The sequence below is a fragment of the Tsuneonella sp. HG222 genome (assembly GCF_053819185.1).
In genome coordinates this window covers 619,023-641,616 of the sequence record NZ_JBSOQZ010000002.1, presented here as the reverse complement: position 1 = coordinate 641,616, position 22,594 = coordinate 619,023, and the positions used below count along the sequence as shown (strand labels likewise).

Here is a 22,594-nt window from a genome sequence, read left to right as displayed (position 1 = left end):
GGCTGACTCGCTGCACCAAAGACTCTTAACCATAAAATCGTTCGCGTGCAGGGTTAATTTGCACATCGGGCGCGCGGTTTGGGCGAACTGCTCCGTTTTCGGTCAGTTGAGCTCCACTTGGCTAACCGCGTAGCCCTTGGCCCGCAGCGCCGCGACGAGTTTGTCGAGCTGAGCGCGGTCGCGCGCCTCGCACTCGATGTCGGTCACCAGGCCCTTGGCGGGCAGGTCGGTGAAGATCCGCTGGTGATAGATCTCGAGGATGTTGACGTGGTGGGAATTGAATTCCTCCATCACGCGATAAAGCGCGCCCGGGCGGTCCTGCAGGGTAATCCGCAGCCTTGCCAGGCGACCCTGGCGGGCGAGGTCTCGCAGCAGGACGTTGGCCAACAGGCGCGTGTCGATATTGCCGCCGCACAGCACGAGACCGACCTTCTTGCCGGCGAACCGCTCCTTGTTGGCCAGCACGGCCGCGAGCCCGGCGGCGCCGGCCCCTTCGACCACGGTCTTTTCGATCTGCAGCAGCAGCGCGACGGCCTTTTCCAAATCGGGTTCGCTAACCAGCAGGATGTCGTCGACGAGCGCAGAGATAATCTGCGAGGTGAATTCGCCCGGTTCCTTGACCGCGATGCCTTCCGCCAGCGTATCGCCCCCGCACGGCAGGCTGGCATGCTTGATGCGGTCGTACATCGAAGGGAACAGCTGGGCCTGTACGCCGATGACCTCGATGCCGGGATCGGTCGCCTTGGCCACGGTCGCCATGCCCGAAATCAGCCCACCGCCGCCGATCGGCACGACCAGCGTCTCGATCTCGGGAGCGTCGGCCAGCATTTCCAGCGCCACGGTGCCCTGCCCCGCCGCCACGTTTGGATCGTCGAACGGATGGACGAAGGTCAGGCCGAGCTGCTTTTCCATCGACCGGGCATGAGCATTGGCCTCGTCGAAGGTTTCCCCTTCCAGCACGACCTTGCCGCCGACCTGCTCGGTCTGCATGATCTTCACCACCGGCGTGGTCTTGGGCATGACGATATGCACCGGCACGCCCAGACGGGTGCCGTGATAGCTCAGCCCCTGCGAATGGTTGCCGGCCGATGCGGCGATCACCCCGCGGCTGCGGCGTTCCTCGTCCATCAGCAGCAGGGCGTTGAGCGCGCCGCGCTCCTTGTAGGCCGCCGTGAACTGCAGGTTCTCGAACTTGAGCCAGATCTCGGCGCCGGTGATCGCCGAAAGCGTCTTCGAGTACATCGTGGGCGTGCGGACCACCGCACCGCCGATACGCCCCGCAGCCGCTTCGATATCGGCCAGCGTCAGGAGGTCGAGTGCGGGATCGGCTTCGCTCATCGGCTCCGGCCCGTAGGGTAATTTGCCGCCAAGGGAAACGCCAAGCGCACAACGATTGCTTTGGCCCCGGCAAGGCGGCAGGAGGCGCGCATGAGCGAATTCAAACGCATCGCCTTTTTGGGCCTGGGCGTCATGGGCGGGCCGATGGCCGGGCACCTGGCCCGCGCCGGTCACACGGTCACCGTTTACAACCGCACGCCCGCGCGTGCCGAGGCCTGGCTGGAACGGCACAGCGCCGACAAACTGGCGGTCGCAGGCGCGCCGACGCCGCAGGAAGCGGCGGCCGAGCAGGATGTCGTGATCGCCTGCGTGGGCAACGACGACGATCTGGCTGCGGTGACGATGGGCGAGGCAGGCGCGCTAGCGGCGATGGCGCCCGGATCGCTGTTCATCGACCATACGACCGTTTCGCCCGGCATCGCCCGCACGATCGCGGAAGCGGCCGACGCGCGCGGCATCCTGGCGCTCGACGCACCGGTATCCGGCGGGCAGGCGGGCGCGGAGAGCGGCCGGCTGGCGATCATGTGCGGCGGGAGCGAGGCGGCGATGGCGGCTGCCCGCCCGATCATGCAGGCTTATGCCGCGCGGGCGGTCCATATCGGCGGCCCCGGCGCTGGCCAGGCCTGCAAAGCGGTCAACCAGCTGTGCATCGCGGGCGTCCTGGCCGGCCTGGCGGAAGGCGTGAGGTTCGCGCAGGCGGCGGGGCTCGAAATGGACCGGGTGCTGGAAGCGATCTCTGGCGGCGCAGCGCAGTCCTGGCAGATGGAAAACCGCTGGAAAACGATGGCGGCCGGCGAATTCGACTTCGGCTTCGCCGTCGACTGGATGCGCAAGGACCTTGCGATCGCGCTTGCGGAAGGCACTGCCATGGGCCTCGACCTGCCGACCGCGCGCTCGGTCGACGGCTGGTATGGCGAGGTCCAGCAGCTGGGCGGCGGACGCCAGGATACCAGCGCCCTCATCCGCCACCTGGCGGAGGCAAGGGCATGATCCGCCTGGCATGTGCCGCGCTGGCGTTGATGAGCGCTTCCCCCGCGCTGGCCGACACCCTGGTCGACAACATCAACGGCATTTCGATCGCCCGCGACGGCAAGGTCACGCGCTTTTCCGCCATGGTCATCGATAACCAGGGCCGGATTTCGCAAGTCCTCGACCGGCGCGACAAGGTGCCGCGGGTCGATTTTCGCGAGGATGGGCGCGGGCGCACGGTCATCCCCGGCCTGATCGATTCGCACGTCCACGTAATGGATCTGGGCCTCTCGCTCATCACGCTGGACCTGTCGGATACGAAGTCCTTGGCCGAGGCGCAGGCCAAGATCGCCGCCTATGCCCGCGAGTACCCGGATCGTCCGTGGATCACCGGGCGCGGCTGGAACCAGGAGACTTGGGGCCTGGGCCGCTTTCCGACCGCCGCAGAGTTGGACGCCGTCGCGGGCGACCGGCCCGTCTGGCTCGAACGGGTGGACGGGCACGCGGGCTGGGCGAACAGCCTGGCGCTTGCCGCGGCGGGCGTGACGGACAAGACCGCCGATCCAGCGGGCGGCCGGATCGAACGCCTGCCCGGCAGCCGAGCGCCGGCGGGCGTGCTGGTCGATGCCGCGACTGCGCTGGTGGAAAAGCACGTCCCCAAGCTGCGGCCGGAAGACAGCGACGTTGCATTCGTCAAGGCACAGGAACGGCTGATCGCCAGCGGGGTCACCGCCGTTGCCGACATGGGCACGAGCGCGGAGGACTGGATGACCTTTCGCCGCGCGGGAGACGAAGGCCGGCTGCGCATCCGAATAATGTCGTACGCGGGAGACATCGCCACGATGGAGCTCATCGGCGGGCCGAAACCGACAACCTGGCTCTACGACGATCGCCTGCGGATGGAGGGCATCAAGCTCTACCTCGACGGCGCGCTCGGTTCGCGCGGCGCGTGGCTCAAGGCCCCTTATGCGGACGACCCGCGGAACTCCGGACTGCGGCTGGTCGACGGTACGGAACTGCGCAATTACATGAGCCGCGCGGCCATCGACCGCTTCCAGGTGGCCGTGCACGCGATCGGCGATGCCGCGAATGCGGAGGTCCTCAACGCGATCGAGGAATTGAGCGAAACCTACGGCGGGGACCGCCGCTGGCGCATCGAGCATGCGCAAGTGGTAGACCCGGCGGACATTCCCCGCTTTGCCCAGCACGGCACGATCGCGTCGATGCAGCCGGTCCACCAGCCGAGCGACCGGCTCATGGCCGAAGCTCGCCTTGGGCCCGCGCGCCTGACCGGCGCCTACGCATGGCGCTCCATCCTGGCGGCCGGGGCGCTGCTCGCCTTCGGGTCGGACGCGCCGGTCGAGGCGCCCGATCCGTTTGCCGGCATGGCGGCGGCGATCAGCCGGACCGGTGCGGACGGCGAACCGTTCGGCGGCTGGCGTCCAGAGGAGACCATAAGCCGTGAGCAGGCGCTCGCCGCCTACACCTCCGGCGCGGCTTACGCAGGATTCGCCGACGGGCGGTTCGGCGAACTCAAGCCCGGCCAGCGGGCGGACTTCCTGGTTCTCGACCGCGATCCCCTGATGGCCAACCCCGACGAGATGCGCGCGATCCGGGTCCTGCAGACGTGGATCGGAGGGGTGCGGGTCTCGGGGAATTCGGGCGATATTCCGGACGAAGGAGCGCGCCGCATCACGCGGTAAGACGAGCCACCGGAAATTTGCTTGCTCCCGCACAAATCGCGGAACCAGGGTCGATTCCAGACGTTGCGGGCGGGAGGAAAAGGAGAATCCATGAAAACGACCAGCAAGATTTTCGCGGCAGCGGCAGCGACTTCGCTCATCGCCGCGCCGGTCGCAGCGCAGGAACGCCAGGCCAGTTCGGTCACTCAGGCCGAGAACATGACCGACGCCGGCTGGTTCGTGCTCATCTTCGCTCTTGCGATCGGCTTCACGCTGCTGATCGTGGCGGACGAGGATTCCCCGACCAGCCCGTAGGCCGGTCCGACAACTCTATCGATTAAAAGCGACGTCGCGGTTCCCTTACTCGGGGACTGCGACGTCCTTTTTGTCGTCGGTGTCCGACTTCTCGCGCTCCGCCTTGCCTTCGGTGAAGCGCATGATCACCAGCGACCCTTCGAACAGCAGCAGCAGCGGCGCGGCGAGCATCAACTGAGAGATTACGTCGGGCGGCGTTATCACAGCCGCGATGATGAACACCGCCACGATCACGTAGCGCCGGGCATCGGCAAGCTGCGCGCGACTTACCAGGCCCGCCCGGTTGAGCAGCAGCAGCAGCACCGGAAGCAGGAAGCTGATCCCGAAGGCCAGGATGAAGCGCATTACCAGGTCCAGGTAATCGCCCATTGCCGGCAACGCTTCCTGCTGCAGCCCGGCCGCCGTGCCCTGAAACCCGAGGAACCATTTGAAGGCCGTGGGCATAACCACGAAATAGGCCAGGCTTGCGCCCGCGGTGAACAGCACCGGCGTGGCGATCAGGAACGGCAGGAAGGCGCGCTTTTCCTTGCGGTACAGACCCGGCGCCACGAACGCCCAGAGCTGGTTGGCGATCACCGGGAAGCTGATGAAGAACGCCGCAAACATCGCGACCTTCACTTCCACGAAGAACGCTTCGTAGAGCTTCGTGTAAATCAGCTTGCCCTGCCCTTCGGGAAACGCGTCGGCAAGCGGCCGGACAAGGATCGAGAAGACGTCGTCGGCGAAATAGAGGCAGACACCGAATGCGATGGCGAGCGCGATGAACGCCCGCATCAGCCGCTGGCGCAGTTCGATCAAGTGATCGAGCAACGGCGCCTGCGTGTCGTCGATGTCGCGGATGTTGAAGAGCTTGGTCATTCCGGATCGCTAAGCGGGAGTTGCGGCTCGTCGGTTTTCTTCGGTGGTGCGGTCGCCGCGCGATCCTCGGCGGAGACCGATCGTGCCGGATAGGCCCCGGTGGGCTCCATCTCCGGCGGTGCGTCGGCCGGGTGCTCGCGCATGATCCGCGCGTTCTGTTCGGCCCATTTCTTTTCCATCTCGTCCATTTCCGCCTCGCGGATCATGGTCTCGACCCCTGCGCGGAAATGACCGGAAACACGGCGCACCTTGGCAATCCACTTGCCCGCCATGCGCATCGCGCGCGGCATGTCCTTGGGACCGATCACCAGCACCGCCACGATGACGATGACGAGCAATTCCTGGGCATCGATACCGAACATGCTTCAGCGCTGCCTAAAAGATCAGCCGGCGGACTTGTCGGCCGTGTGCACGGGGGCGCGGTCTTCGGCCGCCACATCGATCCGGCTGGAAGCCTTGACGTCGTCGACCTCCGCGATGCCCTTCTTGAACGACTTAATGCCCTTGCCGAAATCGCCCATCATCTCGGAGATCCGGCCGCGGCCGAAGAGCACCAGAATGATGAGCGCGATGACGACGATCTGCCAGATGCCGGGTTTCACGCGAATTCTCCAAATGCCGGCCTGATGCCGGCTTGCCCGCGAGTCTAGGCGCTTTCCTCGCCGTTTTCCAGCAGCGCGGGCTCGTCGTTTTCTTCCTCCGGCTCGGGATGTGTAACCATCGCTTCGTAAGCCTCGTCGACCGGGTCCAGCAGGCCGGCGGCCTTGAGTTCTTCGATACCGGGCAGGTCCTTGCGGCTGGCCAGCCCGAAGTGGCCGAGAAATTCCGGTGTCGTCGCATAGATCACGGGGCGGCCCGGCACCTCGCGGCGCCCCGCGACACGCACCCAGCCCGCTTCCATCAGGACATCGAGCGTGCCCGCGCTGGTCTGCACGCCGCGGATCGCCTCGATCTCGGCGCGGCTCACGGGTTCGTGATAGGCGACGATCGCCAGGACCTCCGTCGCGGCGCGGCTCAGGCGGCGGACGTGTTCCTTCTCGCGCCGCAGGAGATGCGCGAGGTCGGGCGCGGTCTGGAACTGCCAGCGCCCGCCCCGCTCAACGAGGTGGATGCCGCGATTGCCGTATTGCGCCTGCAGGCGCTGAAGCGGCTCTTCCACCGGCGCGCCGCCGAGGTGGGCGGACAATTGCTCGGCCGTCATCGGCTCTTCGGCGGCGAACAGCGTAGCCTCGAGGCCGCGGACGAGATCGTCGGGGTCGCTCATCCGGCAAGCCGGCGCAGGTGCAGCGGCCCGAAGGTTTTTTCCTGCCGCATCTCGGCCCTTCCGAGCCGCGCCAGTTCGAGCGCTGCGACGAAGCTCGACGCCAACGCGGAACGGGCCAAGCGGGGATCGGAATGGCGGGGCAGGAACGATCGCAATTCCATCCAGTCCAGCGTTACGCCCAGCATGGCCGAAACGCGATCGAGAGCCGAATCCAGCGTCATCACCGGCCGCTCCCGGACCATGTGGACGACCACTTCGTTGCGTGCCTTGACCTGGGCATAGGCGGACACGAGCCCGAACCAGTCGCATTGCCAGGCATTCTTCCGGTCGATCCGCAATCCTTCGGGCGCGCCGCGCAGGAACACGTCACGCCCGATGCGGTCGCGAGCCATCAGCCGTGCCGCAGCCTCGCGCATGGCGCCCAGCCGCTGGAGGCGGAGCTGCAGGCGCAGCGCCAGCTCTTCCGGGCTCGGGTCCTCCTGCTCCTCCTTGGGCAACAGCATGGCCGACTTGAGGAAGGCCAGCCAGGCGGCCATCACCAGGTAGTCGGCAGCGATCTCCAGCTTCATCGCGCCGGCCCGGTCGATATAGGCAATGTACTGGTCCACGAGAGCGAGGATCGAAATCTCGCGCAGGTCGACCTTCTGCCTGCGGGCAAGGTCGAGCAGCAGGTCGAGCGGTCCTTCCCACCCGTCGAGCTCCAGATAGAGCGCGGTGTCGTCCGCCGGGGCGGCACCCGGGCCATCCCAGTCCTCGCTCGCCGAAGCGGGTTCGAACAGGAGGCCGTCTTCGATCATGCCCTGACGCCGGCAGCTTCGAGCAGTGCGTCGCGTTTGGCGATCAGGTCCGCCTGCGCGCCGGAGCGTTGCTCCCGGCCCATACCCTCGTGCGCCCGGTCGAGGCGCGCCCTCGTCGCGTCGGACATCGCCGGGAGGCAATCGGCAATGCCGACCATGTCGTCCATCTTGGCCCAGCAGTTGAGCGCAATGTCGCAGCCGGCGGCCAGCGAAACCCGCGCGCGCTCGGGCACCGAACCGCTCAGCGCCTCCATGTCGAGGTCGTCGGTCAGCAGAAGCCCGTCGAAGCCGATGCGCTGGCGGATGATCCGTTCGATCACCAGCGGCGACTGCGTGGCGGGGCGGTCCGGATCCCACGCGTCGAACACGAGATGGCCCGTCATGCCGATGGGCGCATCGCGCAAGGCGATGAAGGGGGCGAGGTCACTCTCCAGCTCGCCGTCGGTCGCGGTGATACGCGGCAGGTCCTTGTGGCTATCGACCGTGCTGCGCCCGTGCCCGGGCATGTGCTTGATCGTCCCGGCAACCCCGGCCCGCCCGAGCCCGTCGAGCACGGCGCGGCCGATCGCCGCGACTCGCAAAGGCTCGTAGCCGTAGGCGCGGTCGCCGATCGCGTCGTGGGTGCCGGGCTGGCGCACGTCGAGCACCGGCGCGTGAGTGCAGGTAATCCCCACTTCCGCCAGATCGTGGCCGAGCGCTTCGGCATTCGCGCGGGCCGCCTCAATGGCGCTGGCCGGCGCGCGTTCGTACAGCGCGTCGAACACCGAACCGGGCGGAAAGGCCAGCCATTCGGGCGTCTTCATGCGCTGCACGCGCCCGCCTTCCTGGTCGATCGAAATGAGCAGGGCGTCCCGGCCGTGGATGGCCCGCAGTTGATCGGTCAGCGCGCGGACCTGCGCGCGGGTTTCGATATTGCGCCCCATCAGGATGTAGCCGGCGGGATCGGCCTCCAGGAAGAAGGCGCGCTCGTCGTCGGTCAGGGTGGTACCGGAAAGGCCGAAGATGGCGGGCGTCATGCGGCAGGGTATGCAGCGGATTGGCGCGCCCGGGCAAGTTCCGCGCGACAGGGCGGTGTGGACAGTAACCCTGCCGGGCGGATCAGTTCTTGACCTGGCAGTCCGCCCCGGCGGCCTTGAGGTTGGCGCACAGTTCCTGTGCACCGGCCGCGCTACCAGCAACGGCCTGGAGCCGGAACACCGTGGCCCCGTCGGCCATGCCGGGCGTGACCCGGTGACTCACGCCCGAAAGCGCGGGATGGCGGGCGGATAGTGCCTGCCAGCCTTCCTCGGCCCGCTCCTTGCTCGAATAGGCGCCGACCTGGACTCCTACGCCGCCGCCACCCGTAGGTGCCTCGGCCGGTTCGCGGTCGATGCTCGGCGCGGGGGCATTGCCGCCCGTGGCGAGCCGCGAGGGGGGCGTGCGGCCTTCAGCCACAGCGAAACTCGTGTCGCCCGTGCCAGCTGCAAGAGAGCCGCCGGGATCGGCAGGCTTTTCCTTGTAGGGCGCTTCGGGCGCTTCGATCACGCTGCCATCCGCGACCATCGCCGGATCGGGCCGGTCGCGCAGCAGGAAATACCCGCCACCGATGATCGCCGCCAGCAGGACGAGAGATCCCACGATGAATGTGACCAGGCGGCCGGTGTCCACCCCGCCTTCTTCGTAGTCGTCGTCGGATTCGAGCCAGGGCAGCCGCTCGTCCTCGTCGGCGAAGGCCAGTTCCTCGGCAGGAAACTTCTCGCCGAACTCGTCCTTGTCCCCCGCGATGGCCATGACCTCAGAGCTCCTCGACTGCCTCGACCCCCAATATACCGAGACCGTTACGAATAACCTGCCCGATTTGGCTGGCGAGGAAAAGCCTTGCGCCGGTCAGGGCGGGCTCCTGTGCCAGGATGATGCGCTTGTGCGGGTCGTCATTCCCCATGTTCCAGAACGCATGGAACGCTGCGGCAAGATCGTAGAGATAAAAGGCGATGCGGTGCGGCTCGCGCGCCTGCGCCGCAGCCTCGATGATGCGCGGGAACTGGGCCGCCAGCTTCACCAGTGCCAGTTCGTCCTCGCCGAGAAGCGCAAGATTGTCCCGCGAAGGGCCCAGGCCTTCCGCCGCCGCCTTGCGCAGCGTCGAATGGATCCGCGCATGCGCATACTGGACGTAGAAGACGGGATTGTCCTTCGACGCCTCGACCACCTTGGCGAAGTCGAAGTCCATCTGCGCTTCGGGCTTGCGGGTCAGCATGGTGAAGCGGACCACATCCTTGCCCACCTCGTTCACGACGTCCGCCAGCGTGACGAAAGTGCCCGCCCGCTTCGACATCTTCACCGGCTCGCCGCCGCGCAGGAGCTGGACCATCTGCACCAGCTTCACATCGAACGGGATTGTCTTGCCTTCCCCTTCGGCCAGCGCGGCCACAGCGGCCTTGATCCGCTTGACCGTGCCCGCGTGATCGGCGCCCCAGATGTCGATCAGTTCGTCGGCACCCGACGCCTTCTGCATGTGATAGGCAAGGTCGGCGCCGAAATAGGTCCATTTTCCGTCGCTCTTGCGGATCGGGCGGTCCTGATCGTCGCCGAATTTGCTGGCACGGAACAGCGGCAGCTCGACCGGCTCCCAGTCCTCAGGCGTCTTGCCCTTGGGCGCTTCGAGCAGGCCGTCGAACACCAGATCGTGCTGGCGCATCCAGGCTTCGGCCGCCTCGGGCTTCTTCGCCGCCTGCAGTTCCGCTTCCGAGGCGAAGACGTCGTGGTGGATGCCGAGGAGCGCGAGGTCCTGGCGGATCATGTCCATCATGGCGGCGACCGCGCGGGTGCGGAACAGGTCGAGCCACTCGCTTTCGGCCGCGCCGACATACCGGTCGCCGAATTCGCCAGCCAGCGCCTGCCCGATCGGAACGAGGTAATCGCCGGGGTAAAAGCCTTCGGGAATGTCGCCGATGTCCTCGCCCAGCGCCTCGCGATAGCGCAGGTGGACCGAGCGGGCGAGCGTCTGCACCTGCGCCCCGGCATCATTGATGTAGTATTCGCGCACGACATCGTGCCCGGCGAATTCGAGCAAGCTGGCGAGCGCATCGCCGACCACTGCCCCGCGGCAATGCCCCATGTGCATCGGCCCGGTCGGATTGGCCGAGACGTATTCGATATTGACCGTCCGGCCGGAACCGAGTGTCGACCGCCCATAGTCGTTGCCCATCGCGGCGATCGCGTCGAGTTCCGCCCGCCAGGCGTCGGCATCCAGCCTCAGGTTGATGAAGCCCGGGCCAGCGACTTCGGCACTGGCGACGGCCGGATCGGCCAGCAACTTGGCTACCAGGCCCTCGGCGAGGGCGCGGGGGTTGGTGCCGGCCGGCTTGGCCAGCACCATGGCAGCGTTCGTCGCCAGGTCTCCGTGCGACGGATCCCGCGGCGGTTCGACATTGACCGCACCGCGCGGCAGCCCCGGCGGCAAGGCGCCGTCAGCCTCCAAATCGTCGAGGGCACTGGCGATGCTGGCCGCGAACGCGGCATAGAGAGTCTGGGCTTCGGACATGGGCCGCGCCGTTAGCGCAGATGCGCCGCGCGGGAAAGGATTAGCGCGGCGGCCCTAGCGGGTCGCGTTGTACGCCAACTGGTCCTGCGTCAGGTTGAAACCGACCAGCAGTTCGAATGTAGCGCGCGAGATCGCGGCCCGCACGGCTGGTTCGGCCAGCGGATCGACGGCCGCCTCGATCTCGCCCGGGCGGCGCTTGCGCGTGATGCGTTGCTTGATCTCGTCCGACAGGGTCGCTTCCGCCCGGTCGACATAAGCACCGGCGGACGCGCGCGACACCGCCCGGGCCTGGCCGTCGGCGAAATCGAGCGTCACCGTACCCACGCGCTTGGCGACGACCGCGCTGCCACCGCGAACGACGGTGGAGAAATAGGGCAGCTGCACCTGCCGCGCGCCCTGGGTATTGCGACGCTGGCCGATGACGTCGAAGTCGGCTTGCGCATAAACCTTCTCGCCCGAATCGTTGCAGGTCGAACGGACGTTGGTGATCGCGGCCGTCACGTCCAGCGCATCGACGGTGCGCGACGTGGGCGAGGAGAACAGCGTGACGTCGCCGGTGAAGTCCGGAACCCCGACCGACGGGCAGGCCGTCCGCAGGGCCGTGACGCCGACACCCTGTTCGAGCACGAGTTCGCCTTGCGACTTGCAGCCTGCGAGCGCGATGGTGCTCAACCCGATGATGGCGGCGATACGCAAATTCATGGAAAGTCCTCGTCAATCGGGGGCCGTGGCCTCAAGGGCGCGGCCCTAGCCCTTTCGCCGCCGCGGCACAACGGCTAGAGCCGCCCGGATGAACGCGCCATTTCAAACTTCCGACAAGACCGCGGTCAAGCTTCCGCTGACCGTGCTGATCGCCGCCCCGCGCGGGTTCTGTGCCGGGGTCGACCGGGCCATCGAGATCGTCGACCGGGCGATCGAGCGGTACGGCGCGCCGGTCTATGTCCGGCACGAGATCGTCCACAACCGCTTCGTCGTCGACGGGCTGAGGGCCAAGGGCGCGGTTTTCGTCGAGGAACTCGATCAGGTGCCCGATGGCGCGCCGGTGGTGTTCAGCGCGCACGGCGTGCCCAAGTCGGTTCCGGCCGAGGCGCGGGATCGCGGGCTCGACTATCTCGATGCCACCTGCCCGCTGGTCAGCAAGGTGCACCGCCAGGCCGAGCGTCAGATCGAGGCGGGACGCCACATCATCTTCATCGGCCACAAGGGTCACCCTGAGGTCATCGGCACGTTCGGGCAGGTGCCCGAAGGCGGAATGACCCTGGTCGAGACGGTCGAGGATGTGGCCGCGCTGAACTTCGCCCCCGACCGGGCGCTGGCCTTCCTCACGCAGACGACACTGTCGGTGGACGACACCGCAAAGGTGGTCGAGGCCCTGCGCCAGCGGTTCCCCGATATCGTCGGGCCCAAGGCGGAGGACATCTGCTACGCCACCTCCAACCGCCAGGCCGCAGTGAAGATGATCGCCCCGGGCAGCGATCTGGTACTGGTGATCGGCGCGCCCAATTCGTCAAACTCGCTGCGCCTGGTCGAAGTGGCGGAGCGCTGCGGCACCGATGCCCGGCTGATCCAGCGGGCGAGCGAGATCGATCCGGCATGGCTCGAAGGAGTCGGCACGCTGGGCCTGACCGCAGGTGCCTCGGCTCCGGAAACCCTGGTGCGCGAAGTGATCGAGCGCCTGGCCGAGTGGCGCGAAATCGAGGAGTGCCCGGTGGTGACGACCGAGGAAAAAATCGTCTTCAAGCTGCCCCGCCAGCTCGTCGACTGAGCCGCCGATGGCGGTTTACACGCATCTTTCAGCCGACGAATTCAGCGGCCTCGTTGCCGAATTCGACGTCGGCAGCCTCGTTTCCGCCAAGGGCATCGCGGAGGGCGTGTCCAACTCGAACTGGCTGATCGAGACCACGACGGGCCGCTACATCCTGACGATGTACGAGCGGCGCATCGACACCAAAGACCTGCCGTTCTTCCTGGGACTGCTGGACCACCTTTCCGCCAAGGGATGCCCGGTCCCGCGTACCATCCACGACCGCGCCGGGGCAGCCTGGCGCGAACTGGACGGCAAGGCGGTCGCCCTGATCGAGTTCCTGCCGGGCGTCTCGATCGAGCGGCCAACCGCGCAGCAGGCCCGCGCCGTCGGTGCGGCACTGGCCGGGGTCCACGCTGCCGCGCAGGACTTCGCCGGCCAGCGCCCCAACGCGATGGGCTTCGATGCGTGGCAGGCGATGCTCTCCGACTGCCCCCCCGCGGACCTGGCGTCGATTTCTGCCGAGCTGCCGGCGCTGGTCGACGCGGAACTGGCGTTTCTGGCCACAAACTGGCCCGCCGATCTCCCCAGATCGGTCATCCACGCGGACCTGTTCCCGGACAACGTCCTGATGCTCGGCAGCCGGGTGAGCGGGCTGATCGACTTCTATTTCGCTTGCACCGACACCACCGCCTACGATCTGGCTGTGACTCACGCAGCCTGGTGCTTCGAAGCCGACGGCGCGTTCCGCCCCGAGGTTTCGGCAGCGCTGCTGGCCGGATACGAGGAGCCAAGGCCGTTGTCCGCCGCCGAACGCGAGGCGCTTCCGGTTCTGGCGCGCGGCGCGGCGATGCGCTTCCTGGCAAGCCGTGCCTACGACTGGCTGCATACCCCGGCCGATGCGCTGGTCACCCGCAAGGACCCGTTGGACTTCGCCCGGCGCCTGCAATTTTACGCGCAGGCTGGGCCCGCGGCCTTTTCCTCCGCCCCGGCCTGAGGCAAGGCGGGACCATGAAACGGGTCGAAATCTTCACCGACGGTGCGTGCAAGGGCAACCCCGGGCCGGGCGGCTGGGGTGCGTTGCTGCGCATGGGTCGTCACGAAAAGGAACTATCGGGCGGAGAGCGCGACACCACCAACAACCGCATGGAAATGACCGCGGTGATCCGCGCGCTCGAGGCGTTGATCGAGCCCTGCGAAGTGCTGCTCCACACCGACAGCCGCTATGTCATCGACGGCATAACCAAGTGGATCGAAGGCTGGCAGCGCAAGGGCTGGATCAACGCCAGCAAGAAACCCGTCCGCAACGAGGACCTGTGGCACGAGATGATCGCCGCCGCCGCTCCCCACGCGGTCAAGTGGATCTGGGTCAAGGGCCATGCCGGCCACCCGGAGAACGAGCGGGTCGACCGCATCGCGTCCGACCAGGCAGAAGCGCTCGCCGTCAGGCGCGCCTAGCTGTTGTCCTCGATCGGGGCGCCGGGACCGTTCTTGACGATGGAGTCGATCGCATTCCGCGCGCTGGCCTTGCTCGCATAGCCTTCAGTCGAGAACATCGTCTCGGAATTGTACTTGAAGCGGACCCGGTACTCGCCGGCCTTGTCCCGATAGATTTCGAACACATGCGCCATGGTTGTCTCCCGCGCCGCGACCCCGCCGCCAGACTAGCGAATTCGGCGCGCTAGGCCAGCCCCGCCCTGCCGGGCGCATAGAGAGCCGCATGGAGCCCGGCCGTCATCCCGTCGCGCGCCCGCCCCAGCAGGAGCTGTGCTCCGAGTCGGGCGGCTGCGGGCGCGGTCTGGATGCCGAATCCCCCCTGGCCGGCAAACCAGAAGAAGCCGGGCACCTGCGGATCGAAGCCGTAGACGGGCAACCTGTCGGGCGTGAAGCTGCGCAAGCCGGCCCACTTGTGCTCGACCGCCTCGATCTTCCAATCGACGACCTGCTCGAACCGATCGATCGCCAGCGCGACGTCCAGTTCCTCGGGCGCGGCATCGCAGGCCTGGCTCGGCGTCTCGTCGTGCGGGCTAAGCCATAGCTTGCCGCTCTCGGGCTTGAAGTAGAATGCGCCCTCGATGTCGAGGACCAGCGGCAGGTTGGACGGCGGAGCAGGTGCTGTTCGCAATTGGGCCACCGTGCGCCGCAGGGGTTGGATACCGAGCGGCCGGGCCCCGGCAGTCCGGGCGAGGGTATCGGCCCAGGCTCCGGCGGCATTGACGACAATCCGGGCACGGACTTCCGCCCCGTCGGACAGGCCGATCAGCCATCCCTCGCCCTCGCGCTCAAGTTTCTCGACTCGCGACCGGCAACGGAGCGCTACCTCCGCCCCGCGCCCCTTGGCGAGATAGTGCTGATGCAGCCCCGCGACGTCGATATCCGCGCAGTCTGGTTCGGCCAGCGCGTGGTCCCAGCCGGCGCGGATGCCGGGGATCAGCCGTTCGAGTGCTGCGCGTCCCACACGATCGATGGTGACGGCGCTCTGGGCGAATCGCTCGACGAAAGTCTCGATCGCCGGTTCCTGCCCTGTGCGGGCGACGTAGAGCGCGCCGCGCGGAGACAGGAAACCATGTTCCCGCAGGTACGGTTCGGATGCCAGCGAAAGGGGCACGATGTCGGGCCCGCCGTAACATGCCTCCCAGAACGCCGCGGAGCGCCCGGTGGAGTGGTAGCCCGGCCGGTCTTCTGCCTCCAGCATCACCACGCGCGCATTGGGCGCCAGCTCGGCAGCGATGCTCGCCCCTGCCATACCGGCGCCGACGACTGCGATGTCGTATCTCTCGGTCACGCAGCGACCACCCGGTCGAGGAACCCATCGATTGCGGCCAGCGCACGGTCGCGCACCGGATCCGCCTCGCGCAGCAGTTCGTGGCGCGCGTCGGCTTCGAACGCGACGAATTCGGCCCCTGGGATGCGCGCCGCCGCGCGGGCGACGGCCCGGTGATCGACCAGCCTGTCGCCCGCGGTGGAGAGAACGATCGTGGGAACATCGATCCGCTCGAGCAGACCCGGCCGCTGGAGCAGCCTGCACGATGCCAGCGCCGCGCGGGTCCAGCCCCAGCTCCCGGGCCCCATGGCGAGCTCGGGCCGGGCGGAGCGCCACCAGGCCTCGTCGGCATAGCGGGCATCGTCGGCTGTCAGCAGTTCCTGCCGCCCCGCAGGAAACTCGCCCGGCTTCTCGCTCCACTTCCAGGCGGTGCGCCGGGGGTCGCCGATGCGGCTCATGATGCCGGCGGCGAAGTTTTGCAGGCCAAGGGGCACGAAGGCAGGATGGACGCCCAGCATCGGTGCGGAGAGCACCAGCGCGTCGGGCCGCACCGCCCCTTCCGCGACCGCCCGCAGGACAAGGTGCCCACCCATCGAGTGCCCGGCAAGGACCCGCGGGCCAATGCGTTCGGCGGCCCAGTCGCGCCAGAAGGCGGCGAGGTCGGCGATCCAGATCGCAAAGTCGTCGATATGGCCGGTCACGTCATCGGCGCCGAGCCGCCCGGACCCCGCCTGCCCGCGCCAGTCGGCCGCGGTCACCTGCCAGCCCCGGCCGCGCCAATGCTCCAGCGTCTCGAGATATTTCTCGTAGGCATCGCCCCGCCCCGGCAGGAACAGGATGCTGCCGCGCGGCGCGCCCGCCGGCGCGGGCCAGTCGATCCGGCGGATCGCATGGCCATCGGGCGCGCGCCACATGCTCTCGCGCGCATCGGCAGGAATGGCGCGGCGGTCGAATCCCGCCGTTTTCGCCTTGTCAGCGTGGCTAATTCCAGCCTCCTGCCCGTGGTTACTATTTGGTAAGCCCTGATCGCTAGCACTGATGCTCGGGATTTATCGGGGGCTTCGGTGTTGGACGATCCGTTCAAATATGGACTGCTTGCGGCCTTGGCAATCGGGCTGCTGGTTGCCGCGTTCACCGATCTGCGCTCCCGCCAGATCGGGAACTGGCTGAACGCCGCCATCGCCGCGGGCGCTCCGCTGTTCTGGTGGGCGAGCGGCCTGTCGCTGGGCGAGATCGGCTGGCAACTGGGCGTCGCGCTCGCTGCCTTCGTCGTACTCGCCGGCCTGTTCGCCATGCGTGCGATGGGCGGCGGCGACGTCAAGCTGCTGACCGCGCTCGCACTGTGGATCGAGCCCTCCTGGTTTCTCAAGCTGCTGGTCGTCATGGCCCTGCTCGGCGGGGTCCTGACCGTGGTCCTCGCCGCCTGGCACATGATGCGCGGCCGCAAGGAACGCCTGGCGGTGCCCTACGGCGTCGCCATCGCCTGCGCGGGCCTGTGGGCCCTGTCGTCACAGTATCTGACTGCCGCGCCCGCCGCGGCGGGAGGATTGGGGTGAACCCGATTTTAACCAATGCCGGCCTATGTGCCGTCAATCTTAACGCCATTTCCATTTGAGGGGCTAGACGCACCATGGACAGGAAGAAGCTGGTACTGCTGCTGGGGGCACTGATCGTCGCGATCGGTACGGCCATGGCAGCCCGGAGCATGTTCGCCGGCGCTGCTGCGCCCGAAGCACAGGCCGCACCGGCCCAGCCGCAGGGACCCAAGGTCCTCGTGGCCAAGCGCGCGATGCCGGTCGGCACGATCATCACCGCGGACGCCATCGGCTTCCAGCTGTGGCCGCAGGAAATGGTCCAGGACGCTTACTTCATCGACGGCGAGGCCGACATGAACAAGCTGCTCGGCACCGTCGTGCGCTTCCCGATCACCGCCGGCGAGCCGGTTACCCAGGGTGCGCTGGTCGCGCCGGGCGACCGCGGCTTCCTGGCGGCGGCGCTCGGGCCCGGCATGCGGGCCATCACCGTCCCCGTGTCGGAAAAGACCGGCGTGGGCGGCTTCATCTTCCCGGGCGACCGGGTCGACCTGATGCTGACGCAGACCGTTACCGGCACCGAGGGCCAGGCCCTGAATGCGGCCGAGACGATCCTGCGCAACCTGCGCGTCCTGGCGACCGACCAGTCGACCGAGAGCACGACCAGCGAAGACGGCAAGACCATCGTCCGCGCCTTCCGCACCATCACGCTCGAAGTGACGCCGAAGATCGCCGAGAAGATCACCGTCGCGCAGTCGATCGGCACGATCTCCATGTCGTTGCGCTCGATCGCCGACAACCAGTCCGAGCTCGAGCGGGCGATCGCCGCGGGCGACATCGACGTGCCGACCGGCGCTTCGAAGTCCGAGGAGGAGGCGCTGCTCAAGACCGCGCTGAAGAGCCCGCAGGAAGGCGCGACGACTTTCTCCACCGGCGGCGACGTGTCGCGCTTCCAGCGCCGGTCCATGCCTTCGCAGTCCGCGCCCGCCGCGGCGCCGGCCGGAACCAGCGTGGTCGTCCAGCCGGGTGCCAGCGCCACCGTGCAGCTGCCCCGCGGACCGTCGGTGCGGGTGACCCGCGGCCAGACCACCACGGTCGAATCCGTCGACAAGGGTGCCGGCAAGCTGCGCGACACCCAGGCCGTCAATATCGGCAATGCCGCGGGCACGGTGCCCGTCGGCCTGAGCACGCTGAGGTAATCCGATGAGCACCGCCGCAAACCATTTCGCGCGCCGAGCCGCCGAACCGAGGGGCAAGACAATGAACAGCCGCCTTTTCAAGTCCACGCTGATCGCCGCCTGTGCGCTGACGCCGCTGCCCGGCCTGACCGGCGCCCCGGCCACCGCCCAGTCGATCGTCCAGCCCTCCTCGCAGCTCGTGCTGTCGATCGGGCGCGGCCAGCTGGTCACCGTGCCGGGCAACATGGCCGACGTGTTCGTCGCCAACGACCAGGTCGCGGACGTCCAGATCAAGTCGCAGCGCCAGCTCTACGTGTTCGGCAAGGCCGGAGGCGAGACCACGGTCTACGCCAGCAACGCGGCGGGCGACATCATCTGGTCGACCAACGTGCGTGTCGGGTCGAACATCGACAGCATCGACCAGATGCTGACCCTCGCGATGCCCGAAGCCAAGGTGAACGTTGCCACGATGGGCAACAACACCGTGCTGCTGACCGGTACCGTGGCCGCGCCGGAAGATGCCGCCGAGGCGGAGCGCCTGGTGCAGGCCTTCGTCGGCAAGGAAGCCAACGTGATCTCGCGCCTCAAGATGGCGACGCCGCTGCAGGTCAACCTGCGGGTTCGCTTCGCCGAGGTCAGCCGATCGCTGGTCCGCTCGCTGGGCGTCAATCTGACAAGCGTCGATCAGTCGAGCGGCTTCAAGTTCGGCATCGGCCAGGGCCGCACCGCGGGGATCTCCCAGTTCACCCCGGGCAGCCCGGCCGGTCTCGGCGTCGGCCGCACCGAAGGACCGGACGGGTCCAGCGTCGTTTCATCTATTTCGCCGGGCACCACTCTTGGCGCCTTCGGCAAGTTCCTCGGCCTCGACATCGGCGCGGCGCTGGATCTGGCGGAGCGTGACGGGCTGGTCACCACCCTGTCGCAGCCCAACCTGACCGCGCTGTCGGGCGAAACGGCCGAATTCCTCGCCGGCGGCGAGTTCCCGATCCCGCTCAGCCAGGGTCTCGGAACGACCACGATCGAATACAAGAAGTACGGCGTCAGCCTGAGCTATGCGCCCACGGTGCTCGCCAACGGCCGCATCTCGATGCGCGTCCGCCCGGAAGTGTCGGAACTGTCGAGCCAGGGCGCCATCACGCTCAACGGCTTTCAGGTCCCCGCCCTGACCGTGCGCCGCGCGGAGACGACGGTCGAGCTGGGCTCGGGCCAAAGCTTCATGATCGCCGGCCTGCTGAGCAACAACGCGCAGAACGTGATCGACAAGGCGCCGGGCGTCGGCGACCTGCCGATCCTGGGCAACCTGTTCCGCTCGACCAACTTCCAGAAGGGTCAGACCGAACTGGTGATCGTGGTCACGCCGTACTTGGTTAACCCGGTCGACGACAGCGAGATCAAGCTTCCGACCGACGGGTTCCGCGCGCCGAATGCCGGCGAGCAGTTCCTGTTCAACATGGAGAACAAGGGCGTTTCGGGCGCCACCCGCCCCGGCCCCCGCGCCGCCGGCGAACCGGCCCCCAACCCCGAGGTCAGCGTCAACGACGACGCGGCAATCCTGCCGCGCCGGCCGGAGGACAAGGACCGCCGCGTCGAACAGCGGGCCGAGGCGACCAAGCCCGGCTTCAGCATCCAGTGAGAAAGGTGACCACGATGCACATTGCACGCAACAAGGCGGCCGGGGCCGCGATCCTGATCTCGCTGGGTCTCGCGACCGGCGCCTGCAGCGCCACGATGGCGCCGAAGAACGCCTCGCTCGACAGCGTCAACCAGCCGGTGGTCGAGCGGGTCAACTACGCGCTCGACATCAACGCCAACGCGGCCGGCGTCCCGGTGCCCGATCAGCGCCGCCTGGTCGACTGGTTCGATTCGCTCGGCGTGGGCTACGGCGACCGCATCGCGCTCGACGATGCCACCGCCAGCGCTGCAGTGCGCGACCAGGTCGGCGCGCTCGCCGGCCGCTACGGCCTGCTGCTCAGCGACGGCGCGCCGGTCACCGCCGGTTACGTCAATCCGGGCACGGTCCGCGTGGTCGTAACGCGCAGCAAGGCCTTCGTGCCGAACTGCCCGAATTGGTCCGAAAAGTTCAACGATTACGGCGACAACGCCACCAACGCCGGCTTCGGGTGCGCCATCAACGGCAACCTGGCCGCGATGGTCGCCGATCCCGAGCACCTGCTGCGCGGTGCCACCGGTTCGGGCGAGACCGTGGTCATGCGCTCGAACAAGGCCATCCAGACTTATCAGGAAGCCAAGCCCAGTGCGTCCGAAGGACTGCCCGCGGTCGGCTCGAAAGGGAGCTAACTAAGATGAACGCGCCTTGGAAACCCGGCCTTGCCGGCAATCGCGATCCCTTCGCCGCCTTCATCTGCGACGAGACCGCGCTCGACGTGCTGCGCCCCGTCGTCATCGAGATGGGTTGGGCGCCCGAGAAGTGCGCCAAGGGCGGACTGCGCAACGCCGTCCAGTCCCTCTCGATCGCGGCGAGCCCGGCGATCCTGATGGTCGACCTGTCGGAAAGCGGCGACCCGCTGAACGACATCAACGCGCTTGCCGAAGTGTGCGAGCCCGGCACGGTGGTGATCGCCGTCGGCCAGGTCAACGACGTGCGCCTCTACCGCGACCTGCTCGCCAGCGGCATTCACGACTATCTGCTCAAGCCGCTGTCGGCCGGGCAGATCAGGGACTCGCTCACGCAGGCCCAGGCCGTCTTCGCCTCTCCGCGCCACGCGGACGGTGAAGCCACCAGGTCGCACGTCTCCGCGGCCGTGGTCGGCACGCGCGGCGGGGTCGGCGCCTCCACGCTGGCGACTTCGCTCGCGTGGCTGTTCAGCACGGATCACAAGCGCCCGACGGCGCTGCTCGATCTCGACGTGCACTTCGGCACCGGCGCGCTCAGCCTTGATCTCGAGCCGGGCCGCGGCCTGACCGATGCCATCGAGAACCCGAGCCGCATCGACGGCCTGTTCATCGAACGCGCGATGATCCGCGCCAACGACAATCTGGCCATCCTTTCGGCCGAGGCGCCGATCAACTCGCCGCTGATGACCGACGGCAGCGCCTTCGTTCAGCTGCAGGAAGAGTTCCGCCAGGCTTTCGAGACCACGGTCGTCGACCTGCCGCGCAACATGCTGATCAATTTCCCGCATCTGCTGCAGGAAGTGAACGTCATGGCGCTGGTCACCGAGATGACGCTCGCCTCGGCGCGCGACACGATCCGGGTGCTCTCCTGGCTCAAGACCAATGCACCCAACGTTCAGCCCATCGTGATCGCCAACAAGGTCGCGCCCGGCGCTGCCGAGATCAGCAAGGCCGACTTCGAAGCCTCGATCGAACGGAAGATCAACTTCACGATCCCGCTCGACCAGAAGGCGGCGATCAACGCGGCCAAGCTGGGCCAGACCTTCGTCGACGCCAACCGCACTTCCAAGGCGGGCGCGGCGATCAAGGACATCGGCAAGGCCATCCTGGGCGCCGGCGAGGAATCGATCCGCGACGAGGGCGCGGCCGCAGGCAACGCATCGCTGCTGGGCAAGTTCGATTTCAAGTCGCTGCTCGGCAAGAAGGAAAAGGCCAAATCGCAGAAGGCGGAACCCGCCGAGTAAGGCGGACCGCCAGCGTCGATATTCAGGCCCCACGGCAAGGACAATAGCAGGTCATGAGCATTCTACAGATCGGACTGGTTGCTGCCGGGATCATGGGCCTGCTGATTCTCGGCTCGGTCCTGATCGGCGGAAAGTCGCCGGCCAAGGAAGCGCAGCGCCGCCTCGAAGGGGTGCGGTATCGTCACTCCGAGAGCACCGATTCCAAGGTGGAATCGCAGCTCAAGAAGGCGATCGCGGCGCGCAAGCCGAAGATGCACCAGGTTGCCGGGGCGAACTCGCGCGCGCAGGCACTTTCTCTGCGGCTCGAGCGGACCGGCAAGCCGTGGACGCTGCAGCAGTATCTCTACGTGTCGGCGGGCATCGGCCTGCTGGTGACGCTGCTGGTCTACCTTAAGACTAGCGCACCGCTGATGGCCCTGGGCATCGGCGTGCTGGTCGGCGCGGGCCTGCCGCACATGGCGGTCTCGCACTTCATCAAGAAGCGCCTCAACGCCTTCAACGCCAAGTTTCCCGACGGCATCGAGCTGCTGGTCCGCGGTCTTCGTTCCGGCCTTCCCGTGACCGAGACGCTGGCGGTGGTCGCCCAGGAAATTCCCGGGCCCGTCGGTTCGGAGTTCAAGGGCGTGGTCGAACGCATCAAGATCGGCCGGACGATGGAGGAATCCCTCCAGGAAACGGCCGACCGCCTGGGCACGGCCGAATTCCAGTTCTTCGTCATCACGCTGGCCATCCAGCGCGAAACGGGCGGCAACCTGGCCGAAACCCTGTCGAACCTCGCCGACGTTCTGCGCAAGCGCTCGCAGATGAAGCTCAAGATCCGCGCGATGAGCTCGGAATCCAAAGCCTCGGCCTACATCGTCGGCTCGCTGCCGTTCATCGTCTTCGGCCTGATCAGCTGGATCAACCCCAAGTACGTCGCCGGCTTCTTCAGCGACGACCGCCTGATCGCGACGGGCCTTGGCGGCATGGTGTGGATGAGCATCGGCGCCTTCATCATGGCCAAGATGGTCAGCTTCGAAATCTGATCCGGGGAC

The 22,594-nt window shown here is 67.4% G+C and carries 25 protein-coding genes; 12 read left to right on the top strand and 13 right to left on the bottom strand.

Going from position 1 to position 22,594, the window contains the following annotated elements:
* Positions 1-102: 102 nt before the first annotated feature.
* Positions 103-1,338, bottom strand: a complete 1,236-nt coding sequence (locus ACWPMZ_RS14725; RefSeq protein ID WP_455704813.1) for a threonine ammonia-lyase — start codon at positions 1,336-1,338, stop codon at positions 103-105.
* A gap of 90 nt (positions 1,339-1,428) precedes the next feature.
* Here ACWPMZ_RS14725 and ACWPMZ_RS14720 point away from each other — a divergent pair, with 90 nt between their 5' ends.
* From ACWPMZ_RS14720 to ACWPMZ_RS14710, 3 genes are all read left to right on the top strand, one after another.
* Positions 1,429-2,328: an NAD(P)-dependent oxidoreductase gene (locus ACWPMZ_RS14720; RefSeq protein ID WP_455704812.1), complete on the top strand. Its 900-nt coding sequence runs from the start codon at positions 1,429-1,431 to the stop codon at positions 2,326-2,328.
* Complete coding sequence (locus ACWPMZ_RS14715) at positions 2,325-4,010, top strand: amidohydrolase (RefSeq protein ID WP_455704811.1); 1,686 nt, start codon at positions 2,325-2,327, stop codon at positions 4,008-4,010. Before ACWPMZ_RS14720 ends, ACWPMZ_RS14715 begins: the two co-directional genes overlap by 4 nt.
* A 90-nt stretch (positions 4,011-4,100) precedes the next feature.
* Positions 4,101-4,304 carry a hypothetical protein gene (locus ACWPMZ_RS14710; protein ID WP_455704810.1) on the top strand — a complete coding sequence of 68 codons (204 nt, stop codon included), beginning with the start codon at positions 4,101-4,103 and terminating at the stop codon, positions 4,302-4,304.
* A 45-nt stretch (positions 4,305-4,349) separates the two neighbouring features.
* On the opposite strand, the gene tatC is transcribed toward ACWPMZ_RS14710, so the two are convergent.
* The 9 genes from tatC to ACWPMZ_RS14665 all read right to left on the bottom strand — a co-directional run bounded on the left by tatC (position 4,350) and on the right by ACWPMZ_RS14665 (position 11,445).
* Complete coding sequence (gene tatC, locus ACWPMZ_RS14705) at positions 4,350-5,162, bottom strand: twin-arginine translocase subunit TatC (protein WP_455704809.1); 813 nt, start codon at positions 5,160-5,162, stop codon at positions 4,350-4,352.
* Positions 5,159-5,524 (bottom strand): Sec-independent protein translocase protein TatB, encoded by a 366-nt coding sequence (tatB, locus tag ACWPMZ_RS14700; RefSeq protein WP_455704808.1) that lies wholly within the window; start codon positions 5,522-5,524, stop codon positions 5,159-5,161. Before tatB ends, tatC begins: the two co-directional genes overlap by 4 nt.
* A gap of 21 nt (positions 5,525-5,545) precedes the next feature.
* The gene (gene tatA, locus ACWPMZ_RS14695) at positions 5,546-5,764 is read right to left on the bottom strand and encodes a twin-arginine translocase TatA/TatE family subunit (RefSeq protein ID WP_455704807.1); all 219 of its coding nucleotides are present in this window, start codon (positions 5,762-5,764) and stop codon (positions 5,546-5,548) included.
* Positions 5,765-5,808: 44 nt separating this feature from the next.
* On the bottom strand, positions 5,809-6,426 hold the full coding sequence (gene scpB, locus ACWPMZ_RS14690) for an SMC-Scp complex subunit ScpB (RefSeq protein WP_455704806.1): 618 nt from the start codon (positions 6,424-6,426) through the stop codon (positions 5,809-5,811).
* Positions 6,423-7,223: a segregation and condensation protein A gene (locus tag ACWPMZ_RS14685; protein WP_455704805.1), complete on the bottom strand. Its 801-nt coding sequence runs from the start codon at positions 7,221-7,223 to the stop codon at positions 6,423-6,425. The genes scpB and ACWPMZ_RS14685 overlap by 4 nt, the downstream gene beginning before the upstream one ends.
* Entirely contained in the window at positions 7,220-8,239 is a 1,020-nt protein-coding gene (nagZ, locus tag ACWPMZ_RS14680; protein ID WP_455704804.1) for a beta-N-acetylhexosaminidase, read from the bottom strand. Before nagZ ends, ACWPMZ_RS14685 begins: the two co-directional genes overlap by 4 nt.
* Positions 8,240-8,321: 82 nt before the next feature.
* The gene (locus tag ACWPMZ_RS14675) at positions 8,322-8,993 is read right to left on the bottom strand and encodes an SPOR domain-containing protein (RefSeq protein WP_455704803.1); all 672 of its coding nucleotides are present in this window, start codon (positions 8,991-8,993) and stop codon (positions 8,322-8,324) included.
* Positions 8,994-8,997: 4 nt separating this feature from the next.
* Positions 8,998-10,743, bottom strand: coding sequence for an arginine--tRNA ligase (gene argS, locus ACWPMZ_RS14670; RefSeq protein WP_455704802.1), 1,746 nt, complete (start codon positions 10,741-10,743; stop codon positions 8,998-9,000).
* Between the two features lie 54 nt (positions 10,744-10,797).
* On the bottom strand, positions 10,798-11,445 hold the full coding sequence (locus tag ACWPMZ_RS14665; protein ID WP_455704801.1) for a hypothetical protein: 648 nt from the start codon (positions 11,443-11,445) through the stop codon (positions 10,798-10,800).
* 88 nt (positions 11,446-11,533) lie between these two features.
* Here ACWPMZ_RS14665 and ispH point away from each other — a divergent pair, with 88 nt between their 5' ends.
* From ispH to rnhA, 3 genes are read left to right on the top strand one after another with little or no spacing between them, the layout of a single operon-like run.
* On the top strand, positions 11,534-12,508 hold the full coding sequence (gene ispH, locus ACWPMZ_RS14660; protein ID WP_455704800.1) for a 4-hydroxy-3-methylbut-2-enyl diphosphate reductase: 975 nt from the start codon (positions 11,534-11,536) through the stop codon (positions 12,506-12,508).
* 7 nt (positions 12,509-12,515) lie between these two features.
* Positions 12,516-13,484, top strand: coding sequence for a homoserine kinase (gene thrB, locus ACWPMZ_RS14655; protein ID WP_455704799.1), 969 nt, complete (start codon positions 12,516-12,518; stop codon positions 13,482-13,484).
* 14 nt (positions 13,485-13,498) lie between these two features.
* The gene (gene rnhA, locus ACWPMZ_RS14650) at positions 13,499-13,945 is read left to right on the top strand and encodes a ribonuclease HI (RefSeq protein WP_455704798.1); all 447 of its coding nucleotides are present in this window, start codon (positions 13,499-13,501) and stop codon (positions 13,943-13,945) included.
* Here the strand turns inward: rnhA and ACWPMZ_RS14645 are convergent.
* From ACWPMZ_RS14645 to ACWPMZ_RS14635, 3 genes are read right to left on the bottom strand one after another with little or no spacing between them, the layout of a single operon-like run.
* Entirely contained in the window at positions 13,942-14,118 is a 177-nt protein-coding gene (locus ACWPMZ_RS14645) for a YegP family protein (RefSeq protein ID WP_455704797.1), read from the bottom strand. The two genes, rnhA and ACWPMZ_RS14645, sit on opposite strands and share 4 nt — an antisense overlap.
* Positions 14,119-14,168: 50 nt before the next feature.
* A complete protein-coding gene (locus ACWPMZ_RS14640; RefSeq protein ID WP_455704796.1) occupies positions 14,169-15,272 on the bottom strand; it encodes an NAD(P)/FAD-dependent oxidoreductase in 1,104 nt (367 codons plus the stop codon).
* A complete protein-coding gene (locus tag ACWPMZ_RS14635; protein ID WP_455704795.1) occupies positions 15,269-16,165 on the bottom strand; it encodes an alpha/beta fold hydrolase in 897 nt (298 codons plus the stop codon). Before ACWPMZ_RS14635 ends, ACWPMZ_RS14640 begins: the two co-directional genes overlap by 4 nt.
* Positions 16,166-16,318: 153 nt before the next feature.
* Here ACWPMZ_RS14635 and ACWPMZ_RS14630 point away from each other — a divergent pair, with 153 nt between their 5' ends.
* The 6 genes from ACWPMZ_RS14630 (at position 16,319) to ACWPMZ_RS14605 (ending at position 22,585) form a co-directional block, all read left to right on the top strand.
* Complete coding sequence (locus ACWPMZ_RS14630; protein ID WP_455704794.1) at positions 16,319-16,807, top strand: A24 family peptidase; 489 nt, start codon at positions 16,319-16,321, stop codon at positions 16,805-16,807.
* Positions 16,808-16,881: 74 nt separating this feature from the next.
* Entirely contained in the window at positions 16,882-17,982 is a 1,101-nt protein-coding gene (cpaB, locus tag ACWPMZ_RS14625) for a Flp pilus assembly protein CpaB (RefSeq protein WP_455704793.1), read from the top strand.
* Between the two features lie 61 nt (positions 17,983-18,043).
* Positions 18,044-19,594, top strand: coding sequence for a type II and III secretion system protein family protein (locus ACWPMZ_RS14620; RefSeq protein ID WP_455704792.1), 1,551 nt, complete (start codon positions 18,044-18,046; stop codon positions 19,592-19,594).
* A 14-nt stretch (positions 19,595-19,608) separates the two neighbouring features.
* Positions 19,609-20,259 carry a CpaD family pilus assembly protein gene (locus tag ACWPMZ_RS14615; protein WP_455704791.1) on the top strand — a complete coding sequence of 217 codons (651 nt, stop codon included), beginning with the start codon at positions 19,609-19,611 and terminating at the stop codon, positions 20,257-20,259.
* Positions 20,260-20,264: 5 nt separating this feature from the next.
* Positions 20,265-21,560: a pilus assembly protein CpaE gene (locus ACWPMZ_RS14610; protein WP_455704790.1), complete on the top strand. Its 1,296-nt coding sequence runs from the start codon at positions 20,265-20,267 to the stop codon at positions 21,558-21,560.
* A 53-nt stretch (positions 21,561-21,613) separates the two neighbouring features.
* Positions 21,614-22,585: a type II secretion system F family protein gene (locus tag ACWPMZ_RS14605; RefSeq protein ID WP_455704789.1), complete on the top strand. Its 972-nt coding sequence runs from the start codon at positions 21,614-21,616 to the stop codon at positions 22,583-22,585.
* The last annotated feature ends 9 nt before the right edge of the window (positions 22,586-22,594 follow it).

What these genes read in the sequence shown, in the direction of transcription:
- ACWPMZ_RS14725 (WP_455704813.1), bottom strand. Translation starts at nt 1,338, where the DNA reads ATGAGCGAAGCCGATCCCGCACTCGACCTCCTGACGCTGGCCGATATC.
- ACWPMZ_RS14720 (WP_455704812.1), top strand. Translation starts at nt 1,429, where the DNA reads ATGAGCGAATTCAAACGCATCGCCTTTTTGGGCCTGGGCGTCATGGGC.
- ACWPMZ_RS14715 (WP_455704811.1), top strand. Translation starts at nt 2,325, where the DNA reads ATGATCCGCCTGGCATGTGCCGCGCTGGCGTTGATGAGCGCTTCCCCC.
- ACWPMZ_RS14710 (WP_455704810.1), top strand. Translation starts at nt 4,101, where the DNA reads ATGAAAACGACCAGCAAGATTTTCGCGGCAGCGGCAGCGACTTCGCTC.
- tatC (WP_455704809.1), bottom strand. Translation starts at nt 5,162, where the DNA reads ATGACCAAGCTCTTCAACATCCGCGACATCGACGACACGCAGGCGCCG.
- tatB (WP_455704808.1), bottom strand. Translation starts at nt 5,524, where the DNA reads ATGTTCGGTATCGATGCCCAGGAATTGCTCGTCATCGTCATCGTGGCG.
- scpB (WP_455704806.1), bottom strand. Translation starts at nt 6,426, where the DNA reads ATGAGCGACCCCGACGATCTCGTCCGCGGCCTCGAGGCTACGCTGTTC.
- ACWPMZ_RS14685 (WP_455704805.1), bottom strand. Translation starts at nt 7,223, where the DNA reads ATGATCGAAGACGGCCTCCTGTTCGAACCCGCTTCGGCGAGCGAGGAC.
- nagZ (WP_455704804.1), bottom strand. Translation starts at nt 8,239, where the DNA reads ATGACGCCCGCCATCTTCGGCCTTTCCGGTACCACCCTGACCGACGAC.
- ACWPMZ_RS14675 (WP_455704803.1), bottom strand. Translation starts at nt 8,993, where the DNA reads ATGGCCATCGCGGGGGACAAGGACGAGTTCGGCGAGAAGTTTCCTGCC.
- argS (WP_455704802.1), bottom strand. Translation starts at nt 10,743, where the DNA reads ATGTCCGAAGCCCAGACTCTCTATGCCGCGTTCGCGGCCAGCATCGCC.
- ACWPMZ_RS14665 (WP_455704801.1), bottom strand. Translation starts at nt 11,445, where the DNA reads ATGAATTTGCGTATCGCCGCCATCATCGGGTTGAGCACCATCGCGCTC.
- ispH (WP_455704800.1), top strand. Translation starts at nt 11,534, where the DNA reads ATGAACGCGCCATTTCAAACTTCCGACAAGACCGCGGTCAAGCTTCCG.
- thrB (WP_455704799.1), top strand. Translation starts at nt 12,516, where the DNA reads ATGGCGGTTTACACGCATCTTTCAGCCGACGAATTCAGCGGCCTCGTT.
- rnhA (WP_455704798.1), top strand. Translation starts at nt 13,499, where the DNA reads ATGAAACGGGTCGAAATCTTCACCGACGGTGCGTGCAAGGGCAACCCC.
- ACWPMZ_RS14645 (WP_455704797.1), bottom strand. Translation starts at nt 14,118, where the DNA reads ATGGCGCATGTGTTCGAAATCTATCGGGACAAGGCCGGCGAGTACCGG.
- ACWPMZ_RS14635 (WP_455704795.1), bottom strand. Translation starts at nt 16,165, where the DNA reads ATGTGGCGCGCGCCCGATGGCCATGCGATCCGCCGGATCGACTGGCCC.
- cpaB (WP_455704793.1), top strand. Translation starts at nt 16,882, where the DNA reads ATGGACAGGAAGAAGCTGGTACTGCTGCTGGGGGCACTGATCGTCGCG.
- ACWPMZ_RS14620 (WP_455704792.1), top strand. Translation starts at nt 18,044, where the DNA reads ATGAACAGCCGCCTTTTCAAGTCCACGCTGATCGCCGCCTGTGCGCTG.
- ACWPMZ_RS14615 (WP_455704791.1), top strand. Translation starts at nt 19,609, where the DNA reads ATGCACATTGCACGCAACAAGGCGGCCGGGGCCGCGATCCTGATCTCG.
- ACWPMZ_RS14610 (WP_455704790.1), top strand. Translation starts at nt 20,265, where the DNA reads ATGAACGCGCCTTGGAAACCCGGCCTTGCCGGCAATCGCGATCCCTTC.
- ACWPMZ_RS14605 (WP_455704789.1), top strand. Translation starts at nt 21,614, where the DNA reads ATGAGCATTCTACAGATCGGACTGGTTGCTGCCGGGATCATGGGCCTG.